This is a genomic window from Butyrivibrio hungatei (assembly GCF_900101605.1).
Lineage (GTDB): Bacteria > Bacillota > Clostridia > Lachnospirales > Lachnospiraceae > Butyrivibrio > Butyrivibrio hungatei_B.
Genome location: NZ_FMUR01000012.1, coordinates 107,266 through 122,846 on the forward strand (window position 1 = coordinate 107,266; position 15,581 = coordinate 122,846).

Sequence of the window (15,581 nt, forward strand, 5' to 3'; positions counted from 1 at the left end):
TTTAAATATATCTCCGATGTTAATTTTATAAATCAATATTACCACATTTATGCTATAATATTTCGATATGGTAGGTAAAATGAGATGATACGTACAGATAAGCTTGTTTTTGAATATATTAGAAGAGACGAAGAGGGAAATGTCGAGGGCATTACAAGGGCTGTCGATGATGTCAATATTGATGTCAGACCGGGGCAGTTTATAGCTGTTCTTGGGCATAACGGCTCGGGCAAATCGACGCTTGCCAAGCATTTTAACGCTCTTTTATATCCTACAGATGGCGAAGTTATCGTAGACGGAATGAATACGAGAGACTCTGAGAAGATATGGGATATCAGGCAGGAGGCCGGAATGATCTTCCAGAATCCCGACAACCAGATAATAGGACAGGTTGTCGAGGAAGATGTTGGATTTGGACCTGAAAACATGGGCGTTCCGACGGAGGAAATCTGGGAGCGAGTTGATGAGAGCCTCAGAGCTGTAAATATGCTTGATTTTAGGAAATCATCGCCAAATCATCTTTCGGGAGGACAGAAGCAGAGAGTTTCAATCGCCGGAGTCATAGCAATGCATCCTAAGTGCATTATTATGGATGAGCCTACAGCGATGCTCGATCCCAACGGAAGAAAAGACGTTATTAGGGCTGCCAGAGCGCTTAACAGCGTTGAGGGCATAACGGTCATCCTGATAACACATTATATGGAAGAAGTTATCTACGCCGATAAAGTTTTTGTCATGGATAAGGGGCATGTTGAGATGCAGGGAACGCCTAAGGAGATCTTTTCACAGGTTGACAAGCTCAAAGAGCTGAGACTTGGTGTTCCGCAGGTTACTCTTTTGGCACACGAACTTAAAAAGAGCGGATTGCCGCTTCCTGACGGAATCCTCACAAAGGAAGAGTTTGTTGAGGAACTTAAGAAATTAAAGAGATAATACGGAGAAAGAAATGTCTATAATTCTCGACCATGTAAATTACATATATGACGAAGATACCGCGATGGCGCATGCTGCATTGACGGATGTGAATATAAAGATTGACGCGGGCGAATTTATCGGGCTTATAGGACATACGGGATCCGGTAAATCTACGCTTATCCAGCATATGAACGGTCTGGTCAAGCCCACAAGCGGAACGGTTTATTTTGACGGAAAAGATATAAGTGATCCCGAGTTTGACAGAAAGGCATTGAGAGCTAAGGTTGGACTTGTTTTCCAATATCCGGAACACCAGCTTTTTGAAACGGATTGCTTTAAGGATGTATGTTTTGGGCCTAAGAATCTGGGACTTTCACAGAAAGAAGTAGAGCTTAGGGCTTATGAGGCTCTTAAACAGGTAGGCTTTGATGATGACTATTTTTATCAGTCACCGTTCGATCTTTCGGGCGGTCAAAAGAGACGAGTTGCAATAGCCGGCGTACTTGCCATGAAGCCCGAGATACTGATCCTTGATGAGCCTACAGCCGGTCTTGATCCGAAAGGCAGAGAGGATATTCTTGGTCTTATTAAGAAGCTTCACGACGAAGTAGGCATAACCATCATACTTGTAAGCCACAGCATGGATGATGTGGCAGATTATGTGGGCAGGATAATTGTTATGAACAAGGGAAAGGTTGTGTTTGACGATGTTCCGAAGGAAGTCTTCAGGCACAGACAGGAACTTGAGAGTATAGGGCTTGCCGCTCCGCAGGTTACATATGTTATGCAGGAACTGAAGGCTTCAGGATTTGATGTTGACATAGATGTCACAACGCTTGATGAAGCCAAGAACGAGATATTGAGAGTTTTTTCAAAATAAATATGTGTAAGGCAAAAAGATGCTTAGAGATATTACATTAGGACAATATTACAGAACTGAATCAATAATACATAAGCTTGATCCGCGGGTTAAGATAGTAGGCACGTTCGTATTTCTTGTGGCTATTTTTATGGTAAACAACGCGATAGGGTATGCTATTGCGGGATTGTTTCTTGCCATGAACATTAAACTGTCTAATGTTCCGGTTAGATTTATTTTTAGGGGAATGAGATCAATCTTTTTACTGCTCATGATCTCTGTGCTGTTTAATCTGTTCCTGACGCCCGGAGATCCGATGTTTACCGTTTGGAAGATTAAAGTTACAAAAGAAGGCCTTAAACTTGCAGCAAAGATGGCTGTAAGACTGGTATTTCTGATTACGGGATCGTCGCTTATGACACTTACTACGACGCCCAATAACCTGACTGACGGACTTGAGAGTATACTTAAGCCGCTTAAACTGGTGCATGTTCCGGTACATGAGATTTCAATGATGATGTCGATCGCGCTTAGATTTATTCCTATCTTGCTCGAAGAAACAGACAAGATCATGAAAGCTCAGATGGCGAGATGTGCGGACTTTGAGAGCGGATCGATCATAAACAGGGCAAAAAATATGGTGCCTCTTTTAGTGCCGCTTTTTATATCGGCGTTCAGAAGAGCGATGGATCTTGCAATGGCAATGGAAGCAAGGTGTTATCGCGGCGGCGAGGGCAGAACCAAGATGAAGCCGCTTGTTTATCATAAGGAAGACAAGGTGGCATATGTTGTGCTTGTTCTTTTCCTTATAATATGTGTTGCGGTTGGAAGAATGAAATTCTGAGAGATGATAAGGATATGGCAAAAAAGCGCAGAATAATGCTGACAGTTTCATATGATGGCACAAATTACAGCGGATGGGCGCTTCAAAGTTCAACTCCTAATACGGTCGAAGGTGTTCTGAACAGGGCAATTCATGGTCTTACGGGAGAGGATATTGCGGTAATAGGCGCAAGTAGGACGGATGCGGGAGTCCATGCCTACGGAAATGTAGCTGTTTTTGATACCTGCTCGACGATTCCCGGAGACAGGTTTTCTTTTGCCCTTAATCATATACTTCCGGAGGACGTGCGCGTAGTTGAGTCCATGGAAGTTGCGCCGGAGTTTCATCCACGGCACTGTGATACCGAGAAAACGTATGAATATAGGGTTTTAAACACCAAGATGCCTGTTCCGATAAGGCGATTGTACACATATCATTTCAGTATGCCTCTTGATGAAGAAAAGATGCAGGAAGCGGCTGAGTATCTTGTGGGAGAGCATGATTTTACCAGCTTTTGTAATGTTGAATCGCAGGCGGCCAGCCATGTAAGGACAATAAAAGATATTACGGTCACCCGAAACGGCGATGAAGTGATAATCAGTGTCACCGGCAACGGTTTCCTATATAATATGGTCCGCATAATCGCAGGTACGCTGATACTTGTGGGACGAGGGAAAAAAGAACCTTCTGAAGTTAAACGTATGCTTGAGAGTAGAGATAGGAAGGCGGCCGGTCCGACAGCGCCACCGGAAGGGCTTTTTCTTATAAAATACAAATTCCTTGATGGTGTTCCGACCGTATAAACAGCGGACTTTTATAGTAAATTTGATCATATCTAAAATCTTTGTTTCAAGGCAGTTTGATTGATGCAAATGGTGTTGACAATAAGACTGTATGCGATATATAATATCTTACTGTGTGACGTCATGTCCACAATTAGGTGAAAATGTCATATTGTTGTCCCGGTAAGCTTCAATATGTACATCATATATAATGTGAGAATCAGGTGAAGGGTTTTCACATAAGTAACCAATCAAGTAATTATTTACTGGAGGAAATACAATGAAAACTTATATGCCTAGTGCAACTACAGTTGAGAAGAAGTGGTATGTAGTTGATGCTACCGATATGACACTTGGACGTCTTGCTTCAAACGTAGCAAACGTTCTCAGAGGTAAGAACAAGCCCATCTATACTCCCAACATTGATACAGGTGATTATGTAATCGTAATCAATGCTGAGAAGATCAAGGTTTCCGGTAAGAAGCTTGATCAGAAGATGTATTGGCATCACACAGAGTATGTTGGACATCACAAGGAGTTCTCACTCCGTCAGATGATCCAGGACAAGCCTGAAAGAGTTATCGAGCATGCCGTTAAGGGAATGCTTCCTAAGGGCTCTCTTGGTAGAGAAATGTACACAAAGCTCCATGTATACGCAGGTGCAGAGCATCCACACGCAGCTCAGAAGCCTGAAGTATTAACATTTTAATCGGAGAGGAGAATAGTAAAAATGGCAAAGTCATCTAATTATTACGGAACAGGTAGAAGAAAGAAATCAATCGCTAGAGTATACCTTGTATCCGGAAATGGAAATATAACAATCAACAAGAGACCTATCGACGAGTATTTCGGACTTGAGACACTCAAGGTTATCGTTAGACAGCCCCTTGTTGCTACAGAGACATCTGAGAAGTTCGATGTTGTAGTAACAGTTAGAGGTGGCGGCACAACAGGCCAGGCCGGTGCTATCAGACACGGTATCGCAAGAGCACTTCTTCAGGCTGACTCAGATGAGTACAGACCTGTACTTAAGAAGGCCGGATACCTTACAAGAGATCCTCGTATGAAGGAAAGAAAGAAGTACGGTTTGAAGAAAGCTCGTCGTGCTCCTCAGTTCTCAAAGAGATAATCTTTCGAGATTCAAAAAGAATTTACAAACCTCAGAAACTCAGTGTTTCTGGGGTTTTTCTTTTATCTATAATTGTATTCAGTTGTGGTGAAACGCAGAAAATTTTGTACCGTAAGCAGCGAGTAAACAGCAGGTAGACAGCAAAATTATCAAGTCTTAGATTTTATTTATTGCTTCTACCAGAGACTGAATATCAAGGTGTGTGTACACTTTCTCTGTCAGAGACATTGCTCCGGAGTGTCCTACGATTTTCTTGATCATTGTAGGATCCACATGAGCTTCCGCCAGCATTGATATGCAGGTGTGCCTAGTATCATGAGGATTGTGCTCCATACCAAGGTTTTCTATTAGTGGTGTCCAGTAGCTGTCTTTATAGTTCCTGTAGGTGAATTTTTTGTTGTCATCTGTGTGAAGAAGGTATTCACAGTCAGAGGATTCATACCAGGCTTTGTAGAATGGTAGAACCTTATCTGCTATAGGAACCTTTCTGATACCATTTTCAGTCTTACTTAGTATCACATCGAAATACTGTTCTTCAAGATGAACATTTTTCTTTTCCAAATCCAGTAGTTCAGATATTCTACAGCCGTTGTAAATCAGCATCAGTACTGTCTGGTAGAACGGATCATCCTTGAGTTCCCATAACCTGTCAATCTCAGCTTTTGAAAAGATATCTCTCTCAACCTTGTTTGGATTTTTATCCTTATACTTGAGGATATCTACAAATTCGGAATAGTCCTTGTTACAGATATCGTTCTTAAGAGCGTAATCGTAAAGCTGATTGAAAAGGACTTTGATCTTACGAAGTGTAGGATAATTTTTTCCGCAGGTATCAATGACATTCTGAAGCTCTGCCAGCCTTATATCTCTAAAAGTTTTGTTGTAAAGGGTGCCACATACGTTATATGAGGCTGTATACCCATGCACATTGGATTTAGAGATGGTAGGATACTTTGCTTCAGACCAGGCATTATATACGTCTGTGAATGTCATTTTGGCTGCTTTTGTATCAAATGGATTCTGATGATAATCTGATAGCATTTGCAATCCTTCCTGCTTGGTTTCAGCATATCCTATGACATTGTACGTCTGCTTTTTGGTACCTTTTTCCGGATCAATGGTCCATCCGGTGGTTATTCTTACCATATAGGGCTTTCTGCGTTTCCCGGACATTTTCATAACACTTCCATATCCGTTTGGTAATTTCAAGTATTATCGACCTCCTTTGATGCTCAGGTAATTTATGAAAAAGGGGATAGTCCCTTAATCACCTTTCTTATCGGGCAATGCTACATTTGCGTAGTATGCAAGTTCTGTTTCAAACCAGTGATTAAATCTATCTTCATTTGATAGGCCTTGTTCAAGGCTTTCTCGTTCATCTGCGTATCTTTCCAGAAAAAGGCAGAGATCTGCGTTGTTTTCTGCTATCTCATCGTTTCCCATGAATTTAAGGCTACAGCTCCACTCTTCAGTTTTTGGTGGGCGATTTACGTCTATATTGAAGTGAAGACCTGCTTTTTTATTTAATTCGTTTAGAACATAGAGGACATCTGAGAGAGTATCTAAAGTGATGTTCTTCTTCTGATATCCAATTAGTTCTGCTGGGGAGATATTAAGAATATTTGCGATCTCATTCAGTATACCTATTGAAGGTTCTATTTCACCGCTTTCATATTTCTGTACGGTACGCATAGTTTTGCCTAGCCTGTTAGCCAGTTCAGTCTGACTGAGGTGCTGAGCTTTGCGGGCCTGCTTAATTCTATTTCCAATATCAGATCTATTATTCATCATACTGACCTCCTTGTGTGAATTGTAACATGTAGTAATACGAATTGCAAGAACGTAATACGAATTATAAATACATATTTTGTGTTGACAAATGAATTACTAAGACGTATTATCAAAATACGAACTGATAATTCGTATTTTGAAAGAAGGGAGGTGAAAAGTATGGAAGACAAAAAGTTATATGTAGAACTACCAAGATTTACCGGTAGAAATGTTCCTATAACTGAGGTTGCCGAGGCAATGCACAAGGATGCACAGTTCGTAAGAATTGGAATCCAGCAGGGGATATTCAAATTTGGATATGCCATGAAGAAAGAGAATTCCAGTGAATACAACTACTATTGTCCAGACAGAAAGGTATGGGAAGAGATTGGATACTTTAGTCCAGAAGCAGTCTAAAATGAAAAAACTCTCTTGCTGGTAACAAGAGAGTGAATGAAAAGCCGGAGCTTTTGTAAATTCGATTAAATAAAGTATAGCAAGGGTTCCGGCCAAGTTCAACAAAAAAGTAAGATTGGAGGAATCAAAATGGAAACAAGCAAACCAGAATTAAAGCTTATCCAGATGTCAGATGTAGAAGCTGAAGAAGTTTCCTGGCTATGGTATCCGTTTATACCATATGGAAAGCTTACCATCATTCAGGGAGATCCCGGAGATGGAAAAACAACTTTTGTACTAAATGCAGCAGCGAAGTTATCAAAAGGAATTTCGTTAGATACAGGTCTGCAGAGTGAGGAACCAATAAACATCATATATCAGACAGCAGAAGACGGACTGGCTGATACAGTAAAGCCAAGACTTGAAGGTGCCGGGGCTGACTGCTCCAAAATCCATGTGATAGATGAGAGTGATAAATCGCTATCAATGGTAGATGAGAGAGTTGAACAGGCAATCATAAGGACTGGAGCAAAACTCTTGATTCTGGATCCACTACAGGCATATCTCGGAGGCGGAATGGATATGAATAGAGCTAACGAAGCAAGAGATATGACTAAGAAGCTGGGAGCTCTGGCGGAGAAGTACAAATGTGCAATCATCCTAATCGGACACATGAACAAGGCTTCCGGAAACAAGGCAGCCTATAGAGGGATGGGATCAATTGACTTCTACGCAGTAGCAAGAAGTGTCCTGCTGGTAGGAAGGATAGAAGGAGAACCGGAACTAAGGGCAATAGTCCAAATAAAGAACAACTTAGCAGCATTTGGACATTCAAAGGCCTTCAGATTATCAGAAAAGGGATTCGAGTGGATTGGAGATTATGAAATAACCGCAGACGAAGTTCTCGGAGGAATTGCACCGAAAGCGAATAAGCAGGAAAAGGCGATAGCTCTTCTGAGAGAATTGGCTGAAGACCATAATATGATCCCAAGTAACGAGGCAGTAGAACTGGCTAAAGAAGAGGATATATCAAAAAGAACTCTGGAGATAGCCAAAAATGAACTTGGGATAAAAGCCAGGAGAATCAACAATACCTGGTACTGGATATTGAAAGAGAACGAATGATAATCAAGACCGCAACAATGTAAGGTATCTGAAGTTACACTCTTAAGATTGCAAGGTTGTAAAAAGATAAAGACACTGCATTGTTGCGGACTAGAAGAAAGGGACGAATGAAAAACGTACAGATATCACAGGAATTATTTATAAGGCTGGTACGATTACTGGTCTTTGAGTTTGATGAAGATACTGATCTGATCAAAAAAGAACTTGAAGACAAGATGGAAAAACTAGTGAGGCATGAAATCTATTCAAAGTTCAAGACAGCACCCACAGAAGAGGAGAAGGAAAAAGCTCGTCAGGACTACCTCGATATGGTGGGAATGCACAGGGATTTTAGATGGTGATTTCCCTTGATGGATTGAACGGGAGCGTGACACGCTCCGGTAATAATCAGCCAAGAAATGAATGGCTTGGCAGGCGAGCGGAGCGAGCTTCCCCATAACGTGTCGTTATGGGTAACCCCCTATGGATAATGACATTACACATCATTATCCGGGGGCTCTCCGAGGGGCCTGCCGGCGGCAAAAAAATATTACGAAAGGAGTTTGTTTATGATAACAGTGACATTTCACATTTCATGTAAGAAGCATTCGCTCACTAAAACGCGAGATGTGGTTTCGGTGAGCAAACACAATCTTCGATTATTTCAAAGCGAAGAGTATAACGAAGAAATGATCGAAGTGGAAGTCGGGAGTGAAGTAAATGTTCTCGATGATGTAAAAGAGATTTATGAAAGGGAATTCTCTGAGGCACTTGCGGAATACAACAAAGGTAAAAGAAGTGACAGACAGATTCCTGACTATCTGGAGTATGTATCCGAAAGTAAAAAGAATGATGTGGCTACGGAGGTAATTCTCCAAGTAGGGGATAAGGAATTCTGGGCAGATAAGACGAGAGAGCAGTGGAATGCAATGAAGCCACTCTTGAGAGATCAGCTTGAATATGTAAAAGAGATAGTTCCGGAATTCAAAATCGCATCGGCGGTAACACACTTGGATGAGGATTCACCTCATATGCACGTAGTAGGAGTTCCGGTAGCAACAGGATACAAACGAGGACTAAGCAAACAGGTGGCAAAAACAAAAGTGTTTGATCAGGAGAGACTAGAAAAAATACAAGATCTAATGCACGATTTTGTAGAGCATCAGATGATAGACCACCCGGAGATCTTTGGAGATGAAACCTTAAAGCCAAAGGAAAAAGGAAGGAATAGCGACTTCTCAAAAGAATTCTACTTAAGGCTAAAGCAGCAAGAATATGAAAAGCTGGAAGATAAGTGCCAGGAGAAGGAGACACAGATTGAAGCTCTGGACGGAACGGCTAAAGAAATGAAGGAGGACATTGAAAGCACAGTTAACCAATATGTGGACTCAGTGGTAAATACAGAAATGAAAAAGGAATTCATGAGATACGCAACACTCGAAAATCCTAAGACCACACTGGGAAAACTAGTCTCGAAAGCCTTCAGAACATTCAAGGAATGGTGGGATAAGACCAAGAAGCCTGAGGTAGCTGAAAAGGCTAAAACAAGCATTTTGCAAAAGCTAAGAGAAAGCCAGGCGATAGTTGATCAGAGGAAGGAGCAGCAAAGTCCAAATCTTAATAGGAATAATCTAAGACCTGAGAGATGAATAACTGATAGTGCAATAGGCAGGGGCGTGAAAACGCCCTTGTTTTATGCACATAATATTGAACTGGATGGTAGATATAGGTATAATTATAAACAATTGCTACAAAGAAAAAATTTAAGTATTTCTGAATAGATTAACTTTCAGTATTATAGACGATGTTAAGTCGGAGGTAATAATTCTTTTCGAGACATTTTAGGGAACTTTCCTTGCTGATTATCGAAAAAAGTTCCCTATTTTTTATTTGAACTTTAGGGAACTTTTTGATATATTTCTATTAGAAAGGTTCCCTAAAAGGAGAAATCGATGGATAATAAGTTGGAAACAATTAAGAGCCTATTGCAGGATAAAGCTGACCTTCAGGCCCGTCTAAATCTCATACCTTATGACGGCTCACCGGAAGTGAAGGAAAACTCCAGTGGCAAATACTTGTATATAAGAAAAAGAGTAAATGGAAAACTTACATCAACATATGTTGATGTTTATTCAGATAATCTGTATCAGTTGCTTCTTAGGAACGCTAGAGAAGCCAGAGAATTAAAAAAGAGTATTCGAAAAATAGATAAGCAGCTTGCAGAAGTTGGATATAGCCCTACTGAACTATCTGCAGATGTTGTTATGAATTTGGATTTCGCCAGAGCCAATATGAAATCAAATATCTATGATCAGGCTGTGTTGGAGGGAGTAGCAACGACCTTTCCACAGACAGAGGAAATATTGGAAAAAGGTATCGTCAATGGCATGACAGCAGATGATGTGCAAAAAATCCTGAATCTTAAGCATTCTTGGGAGTTTATTCTTGACCAGGATGTTATACAGGCTGAAACTGATTATCATTTACTTTGCCATGTAGCAAAGCTTGTTAATGAAGGATTTTTCTCTTATGGGGGAAAGATACGGAGTGTGCCTGTAACCATAGGCGGAACCAGTTATGTACCGCCTATTCCTATAGAGTCAATGGTTATAGAGAACATAAACGAAATAAGATCATCTGATAAGGTGGATATAGATAAAGCTATAGAATTATGCATGTATTGCATGAAAACGCAGGTCTTCGTTGACGGTAACAAAAGAGCTTCAGTAATATTTGCTAATCATTATCTTATATCCCATGGGCAAGGACTTCTTGTCATACCAGAGAAAGATGTGCCGGAGTTCAAGAAATTATTGGTTGCATACTATGAAGGTGAAGACATCAATGTGATAGCTACTTTTCTTAAAGAAAAATGCTGGAAACGGATGGACTAAAAATAAATTCTGTTATTTTATATTAACAAAATTTCCATAACTATGAAAAAATATGAATTGTGGAAGAAATGTTATCGTTTATATCCGAAGATAAATTGCCACGGAGGAGACAGAGTTTTAAAAGCTCTGTCTCCTTTTTGAAATAATACATTGACGAATATCTATGTATATGCTTTATCAACACATAGATAAACATCTATATAAGGAGAAGATTATGGCCAAATTAGACGAAGTGCTGATATGTAAGGCTCTTGGAGATCCCAACAGAATGGAAATAGTTAAGATGCTTTCTGATCAGGAGAAATGCGGATGTAAGCTTCTTGAAAAGTTTGATATTACACAGCCGACTCTCTCTCATCACATGAAGATACTTGTGGATTCGGGCTTGGTTAAAGACAGGAAAGAAGGTAAGTGGCACTACTATTCAATAAACACGGACATCATGAAGGAATTCTGTGGTTTTATAAAAACTCTCTGTAATGAAACCACCGGCAAGTGCTGTAAGGGAGAACCGTAATGTGGAACTTTATTCAGACTCAGGTCTTTACCATATTCCCATTACATGCTGCATCAAAAGGCAGACAACTGTTATTCCGATCCAGCAACAGCCACCAAGCAAAATCGGCTTCCCACCTGATTTAATTAGTTTGATTATGTTACTGTTCAAGCCAATAGCAGCCATGGCCATTATTATAAAGAACTTGCTAAGTTCCTTAAGTGGCTTAAAAACATAAGAAGGGACACCTGCTCTCAAGCAAATAGTTGTGATAATTGAAGCAATCACAAAGAAGACTATGAACATCGGAAATGCTCTTCTAAAGCTAAAGCCATTTGTCGAACTTCCATCCTTTTTTGCTTCCCTTGCCCTCAGATACGCAAGTACCAGTGTAATAGGTATGATAGCCAGTGTTCTTGTAAGCTTGACCGTAACTGCCTTATCAAGAGTCTGATTCCCCAGGTTCCACATACTATCCCAGGTTGATGCAGCTGCGGTGACGGAAGAAGTATCATTAACTGCAGTTCCCGCAAAAATACCGAAAGTCTCTCCTGTTGTGATATCAAAACCTATAAGCTTTCCCAGCGAAGGAAAAAGAAGTGCTGCCAGCACGTTAAAGAAAAATATCACAGAAATTGCCTGTGCCACTTCATCATCATCCGCATCAATGACAGGAGCCGTAGCTGCTATTGCTGAGCCGCCGCATATTGATGAGCCAACTCCGATAAGAGTAGCTGTGTTTCCTTTGATATTCATAACCTTATGAAGAATCCATGATAGGATAAGCGATGTTGAAATCGTGCAGATAATTATAGGAAGTGACTGTTTCCCGGTCTGAAGAACGACCGAAAGATTCATACCAAATCCAAGGAGGACAACAGCCTCCTGCAGAATTATCTTTGATGTGAACTTTATTCCATCAGCCGCCTTCCCCTTGTCATTCCAGAACAGGGCTATTATCATGCCCAGAATGATTGCAATCACCGCTCCGCCAACGACAGGGAAGCGCTTTCCCAGGAGCCATGAAGGAACTGCAATAGTGAAGCATACTATTACTCCCATGTAATTCTTTTTCAAAAAATCCATCTCAAGACCTCTCTCTCTTTTTAATCTGTTCTTTCGTAGGTCTTATTATATTCTGTCTTTTGAAAAAGATAAAATTATATATTATTATATATCCATAAACATTTCTTATCGTTAGGGAGGACTGATTATGCTGGATTTCAGAATAGATACTTTCCTCTGCGTTTGCAGACACCTCAATTTCACCAAGGCGGCTAAGGAGCTGAATATTACTCAGCCCGCTGTTTCTCAACACATACATCATCTTGAAAATGAATACGGGACAAAGCTGTTTACTCAGGATGGAAAAAAACTTTTTCTAACTGACAACGGAAAACTCCTGTATAAAAAAATGAATCAGATAAAAAATGATGATGAAAGTCTCAAAGAAATACTTTCACAGAATAACCATGGCTTAAAAGACATCTCTTTTGGTGTCACCATGACCATAGGAGAATACATAATTGCTGATCCGATCAGTGATTACATAAAAAATCACCCGGATACTAATCTTAAGATTACATTTGGCAACACATCGGAGCTTCTTAAAAAACTCTCCGAGGGGGTTATAGATTTTGCACTTGTAGAAGGATATTTTCCTGAAAATGATTATGAAACGCTGCTTTTTAGCAAAGAAGAGTTTGTTTCTGTCTGTTCGGCAAAGCACTCTTTCACTCAGAAACCGCGCGTGATAAAAGATCTCTTTCCCGAGCGAATTCTTATAAGAGAACCCGGTTCAGGAACGCGCAATATATTAGAAAGAGCTCTTGCCTTGAACAATTACTCTACAAGTGATTTTAGGAATTTTATCCAGGTGGAGAACATGCATGCCATAATAAGCCTTATTGAAAAAGACTGTGGCATCACCTTTTTATATAAAGCAGCGGTTGCATCCGGACTGCAGTCCGGATATCTGAAAACAATCCCCCTTGACGACTTTAGGGTAAAACATGATTTTACCTTCATCTGGCCAAAAGATACTGTTTTCAGTGAAGAGATCCGTGCAATATGTGAGGAAATCCTACCGGTGGCATAAACATTTTAGTAAAATGAATAACGATAAGCATACCTATTCTTAAAAAAGCATTTAATGAGGAAGAGATGACCGCACTTGCATCATGGGACATATCAGATCTATGGGCGAACTGGCAGGGCGCATGTATCAATAGTGGAAGCATCTGGTTTAGGGATGTGGATACTGAAAAGAAAGAGTTTAAGATCGTTTCATTGTTTGATCTTAGAGAGGCTGGAGGAGAAATAACGGATTAATTAGAGCTGTGGGTACATTGTGAACCTTTGGTTTAAGTCCCGTGTGCTCCGCTAAGAAAGATATATTCGAAGATAATCATACAAAAGACAAACAAAGATTTAATGAGTAGAAAGTAAAATCAGAGTATTATTTTTGATCGCAGTTATTAAAGTCGCCACCAGCAGCATACAGTAGCCCTGAGCTTTCTAACGTACGCAGCAGGTAAACAGCAACTCGTCCTCCAAATGCCCAAAACAAGGTACTTAGGACATTGAAAAAGTTCTCAAAGAGATAATCGTTTCACAACGTATTACGTCTTTGTACAATCAAATACGACTTATTACACCTCAGGGCAATTGTCCTGGGGTGTTTTTTATTGAATTATAGTAATCGCTAAAAGTGTAGAATTCTACAACTTTGTTGATTGAGAAAATGATGGATCAAACTTGAAAAAACCTATAAATATGCTATTATATCAATAACAGAGTTGCCAGGTGCGAATAACACTTGGGACCTAGCCGAGCGTGGAGCTTGGCTATTCTATTAAAGGTGATGCACAGCCTAATAAGTGAGCGATTTATGTAGTGGATGCGCTATGGAATCTTGAGATGCCCATAGACCGGAGAGTTCATGCGTGAACTCTCTTTTTTAAAATTATTGTATTGATTTACGAGGTACGTCTATGTGTGATGTAAAAAAATATAGTGATATCTATAAAGAAATAGCTAAATTAAATCCTAAGGATACTTTACAGCTTGTTCTTGAGAGTGAGACTGAAGAAGAAAAAGATTTCTATGAGATGGTAGGAGATTTTTTACTACAAAGAAGGCAAAAAGAAGTTGTTGAAAGGAATCTTTTTTGAGTAGATGAAAAAGTTTACTATAGTTGCGGGAGTTAATGGCGCAGGTAAATCTACGTTATATCAGCTTGATCCGGATCTTAAATGTGAAAACAGAGTAAATGCGGATGAGATACTTAAGGAATTTGGAGGAGATTGGAAGAGTCTGGCTGATATTTTCAAAGCCGGGAAAAGAGCAGTTTCGCTTCTTAACTCATATATTGAAAATGGAGTAAGCTTTAACCAAGAAACTACATTGTGTGGTAATTCAGTGATTAGAAATATTACAAGGGCAAAAGAGAATGGCTATTTAATTGAAATGCATTACATTGGATTAGATAGTGTTGAGATTGCAAAAGAGCGTGTTGCAAAAAGAGTATCACAAGGTGGACATGGAGTAGCTGAGGCAGATATCGAAAGAAGATATATCGCTTCATTAGAAGTTTTCTGGAAAGTCCTTCCTCTTTGTAATCTTGTTGCGGTATATGATAACACAGAAGATTTTAGGAGATTTGCAATTTACAAAGATGGTAGCCTTGTGAGATTGTCACACAAAGCTCCTGGCTGGTTTACCAGAAAAGAATAGTAATGTTGCCACCAGCCGCATACAATAGCCCTGAGCTTTCTACCGTACGCAGCAGGTATACAGCAACTTGAGGTGAAAAAGCCTTAAATAAGGCACTTCATCACATCAAAAAGTTCTCAAAGAGATAATCAGAGAGCCGAGAAAGCCCGAAAACACAGTATTTTCACCCCGAAAGGACATCCCTTTCGGGGTATTTTTTTGCAAAAACCGCTGACAAAGTCTGACCAAGTTTGTTATGGCTTGATGAATAAAAAGCCTGTTTATTTGGGGAAAATTGGAGGCTTGACAAATGATATTTATCAGACTTTGTCAAACTTTATCAGCGATGACAGACAAGGTTGAAATCGTTTAAAACCTCCTTGAGGTGATGATTCTTGTAACATCCGGACAGGATTCTTGAATTATCCGGACACGTAATCTTTTATTATCCGGACAAGCATTCTTGAAACATGCGGACAGCCATTCCTGAATCATCCGGACAAATGACATCTCACATTGATCTTCTTAGAATGTAATTAATTACATTCTAAGGAGGGTATGAAATGAGGTGTCTTGATACTATGAAAGTTACTGAAATCCTTCGCCTGAGGGAAATGGAGCTCAATCTACGAGATATAGCATCAGCTGTAGATTGCTCCAAAACTACCGTTGGCGAAATTCTTAACAGATGCAAGGACT

The 15,581-nt window shown here is 40.0% G+C and carries 19 protein-coding genes; 16 read left to right on the plus strand and 3 right to left on the minus strand.

The features are described 5' to 3' along the window. Positions 1-84 precede the first annotated feature (84 nt). The 6 genes from BLP87_RS10765 (at position 85) to rpsI (ending at position 4,508) form a co-directional block, all read left to right on the plus strand. Complete coding sequence (locus BLP87_RS10765; RefSeq protein ID WP_074462693.1) at positions 85-933, plus strand: energy-coupling factor transporter ATPase; 849 nt, start codon at positions 85-87, stop codon at positions 931-933. Positions 934-946: 13 nt separating this feature from the next. Further along, a complete protein-coding gene (locus BLP87_RS10770) occupies positions 947-1,795 on the plus strand; it encodes an energy-coupling factor transporter ATPase (RefSeq protein WP_074462694.1) in 849 nt (282 codons plus the stop codon). 19 nt (positions 1,796-1,814) lie between these two features. Continuing rightward, a complete protein-coding gene (locus BLP87_RS10775; RefSeq protein ID WP_074462695.1) occupies positions 1,815-2,618 on the plus strand; it encodes an energy-coupling factor transporter transmembrane component T family protein in 804 nt (267 codons plus the stop codon). A gap of 14 nt (positions 2,619-2,632) precedes the next feature. Then, complete coding sequence (truA, locus tag BLP87_RS10780) at positions 2,633-3,400, plus strand: tRNA pseudouridine(38-40) synthase TruA (protein ID WP_074462705.1); 768 nt, start codon at positions 2,633-2,635, stop codon at positions 3,398-3,400. Between the two features lie 259 nt (positions 3,401-3,659). After that, on the plus strand, positions 3,660-4,088 hold the full coding sequence (gene rplM / locus BLP87_RS10785; protein WP_026655596.1) for a 50S ribosomal protein L13: 429 nt from the start codon (positions 3,660-3,662) through the stop codon (positions 4,086-4,088). Positions 4,089-4,109: 21 nt separating this feature from the next. Further along, positions 4,110-4,508 carry a 30S ribosomal protein S9 gene (gene rpsI, locus BLP87_RS10790; protein WP_026515580.1) on the plus strand — a complete coding sequence of 133 codons (399 nt, stop codon included), beginning with the start codon at positions 4,110-4,112 and terminating at the stop codon, positions 4,506-4,508. Positions 4,509-4,664: 156 nt separating this feature from the next. Here the strand turns inward: rpsI and BLP87_RS10795 are convergent, their stop codons facing one another. Further along, entirely contained in the window at positions 4,665-5,717 is a 1,053-nt protein-coding gene (locus BLP87_RS10795; RefSeq protein ID WP_074462696.1) for a tyrosine-type recombinase/integrase, read from the minus strand. A gap of 54 nt (positions 5,718-5,771) precedes the next feature. Continuing rightward, positions 5,772-6,299 (minus strand): helix-turn-helix domain-containing protein, encoded by a 528-nt coding sequence (locus BLP87_RS10800; RefSeq protein WP_049973101.1) that lies wholly within the window; start codon positions 6,297-6,299, stop codon positions 5,772-5,774. 159 nt (positions 6,300-6,458) lie between these two features. Between BLP87_RS10800 and BLP87_RS10805 the strand changes: the two genes are divergently transcribed. The 6 genes from BLP87_RS10805 (at position 6,459) to BLP87_RS10830 (ending at position 11,189) form a co-directional block, all read left to right on the plus strand. Next, complete coding sequence (locus tag BLP87_RS10805; RefSeq protein WP_013280038.1) at positions 6,459-6,695, plus strand: hypothetical protein; 237 nt, start codon at positions 6,459-6,461, stop codon at positions 6,693-6,695. Between the two features lie 129 nt (positions 6,696-6,824). Further along, the gene (locus tag BLP87_RS10810) at positions 6,825-7,799 is read left to right on the plus strand and encodes an AAA family ATPase (RefSeq protein WP_015550818.1); all 975 of its coding nucleotides are present in this window, start codon (positions 6,825-6,827) and stop codon (positions 7,797-7,799) included. A 107-nt stretch (positions 7,800-7,906) separates the two neighbouring features. Then, a complete protein-coding gene (locus BLP87_RS10815; RefSeq protein ID WP_015550817.1) occupies positions 7,907-8,140 on the plus strand; it encodes a hypothetical protein in 234 nt (77 codons plus the stop codon). A 327-nt stretch (positions 8,141-8,467) separates the two neighbouring features. Next, positions 8,468-9,427, plus strand: coding sequence for a plasmid recombination protein (locus tag BLP87_RS10820; protein ID WP_242871851.1), 960 nt, complete (start codon positions 8,468-8,470; stop codon positions 9,425-9,427). A gap of 303 nt (positions 9,428-9,730) precedes the next feature. Beyond that, a complete protein-coding gene (locus tag BLP87_RS10825) occupies positions 9,731-10,672 on the plus strand; it encodes a Fic family protein (protein ID WP_024865252.1) in 942 nt (313 codons plus the stop codon). 214 nt (positions 10,673-10,886) lie between these two features. After that, positions 10,887-11,189 carry an ArsR/SmtB family transcription factor gene (locus BLP87_RS10830; protein ID WP_022780004.1) on the plus strand — a complete coding sequence of 101 codons (303 nt, stop codon included), beginning with the start codon at positions 10,887-10,889 and terminating at the stop codon, positions 11,187-11,189. 27 nt (positions 11,190-11,216) lie between these two features. Here BLP87_RS10830 and BLP87_RS10835 read toward each other — a convergent pair whose 3' ends face one another. Continuing rightward, complete coding sequence (locus BLP87_RS10835) at positions 11,217-12,254, minus strand: YeiH family protein (protein WP_026515575.1); 1,038 nt, start codon at positions 12,252-12,254, stop codon at positions 11,217-11,219. Between the two features lie 127 nt (positions 12,255-12,381). Here BLP87_RS10835 and BLP87_RS10840 point away from each other — a divergent pair, with 127 nt between their 5' ends. From BLP87_RS10840 to BLP87_RS10850, 4 genes are all read left to right on the plus strand, one after another. Further along, positions 12,382-13,266, plus strand: a complete 885-nt coding sequence (locus BLP87_RS10840; RefSeq protein WP_022780006.1) for a LysR family transcriptional regulator — start codon at positions 12,382-12,384, stop codon at positions 13,264-13,266. 65 nt (positions 13,267-13,331) lie between these two features. Further along, complete coding sequence (locus BLP87_RS16070) at positions 13,332-13,499, plus strand: hypothetical protein (protein WP_015550812.1); 168 nt, start codon at positions 13,332-13,334, stop codon at positions 13,497-13,499. Positions 13,500-14,161: 662 nt separating this feature from the next. Further along, on the plus strand, positions 14,162-14,341 hold the full coding sequence (locus tag BLP87_RS10845; protein WP_022754341.1) for a hypothetical protein: 180 nt from the start codon (positions 14,162-14,164) through the stop codon (positions 14,339-14,341). A 4-nt stretch (positions 14,342-14,345) separates the two neighbouring features. Next, positions 14,346-14,903: a zeta toxin family protein gene (locus BLP87_RS10850; RefSeq protein ID WP_026668333.1), complete on the plus strand. Its 558-nt coding sequence runs from the start codon at positions 14,346-14,348 to the stop codon at positions 14,901-14,903. Positions 14,904-15,581 lie beyond the last annotated feature (678 nt).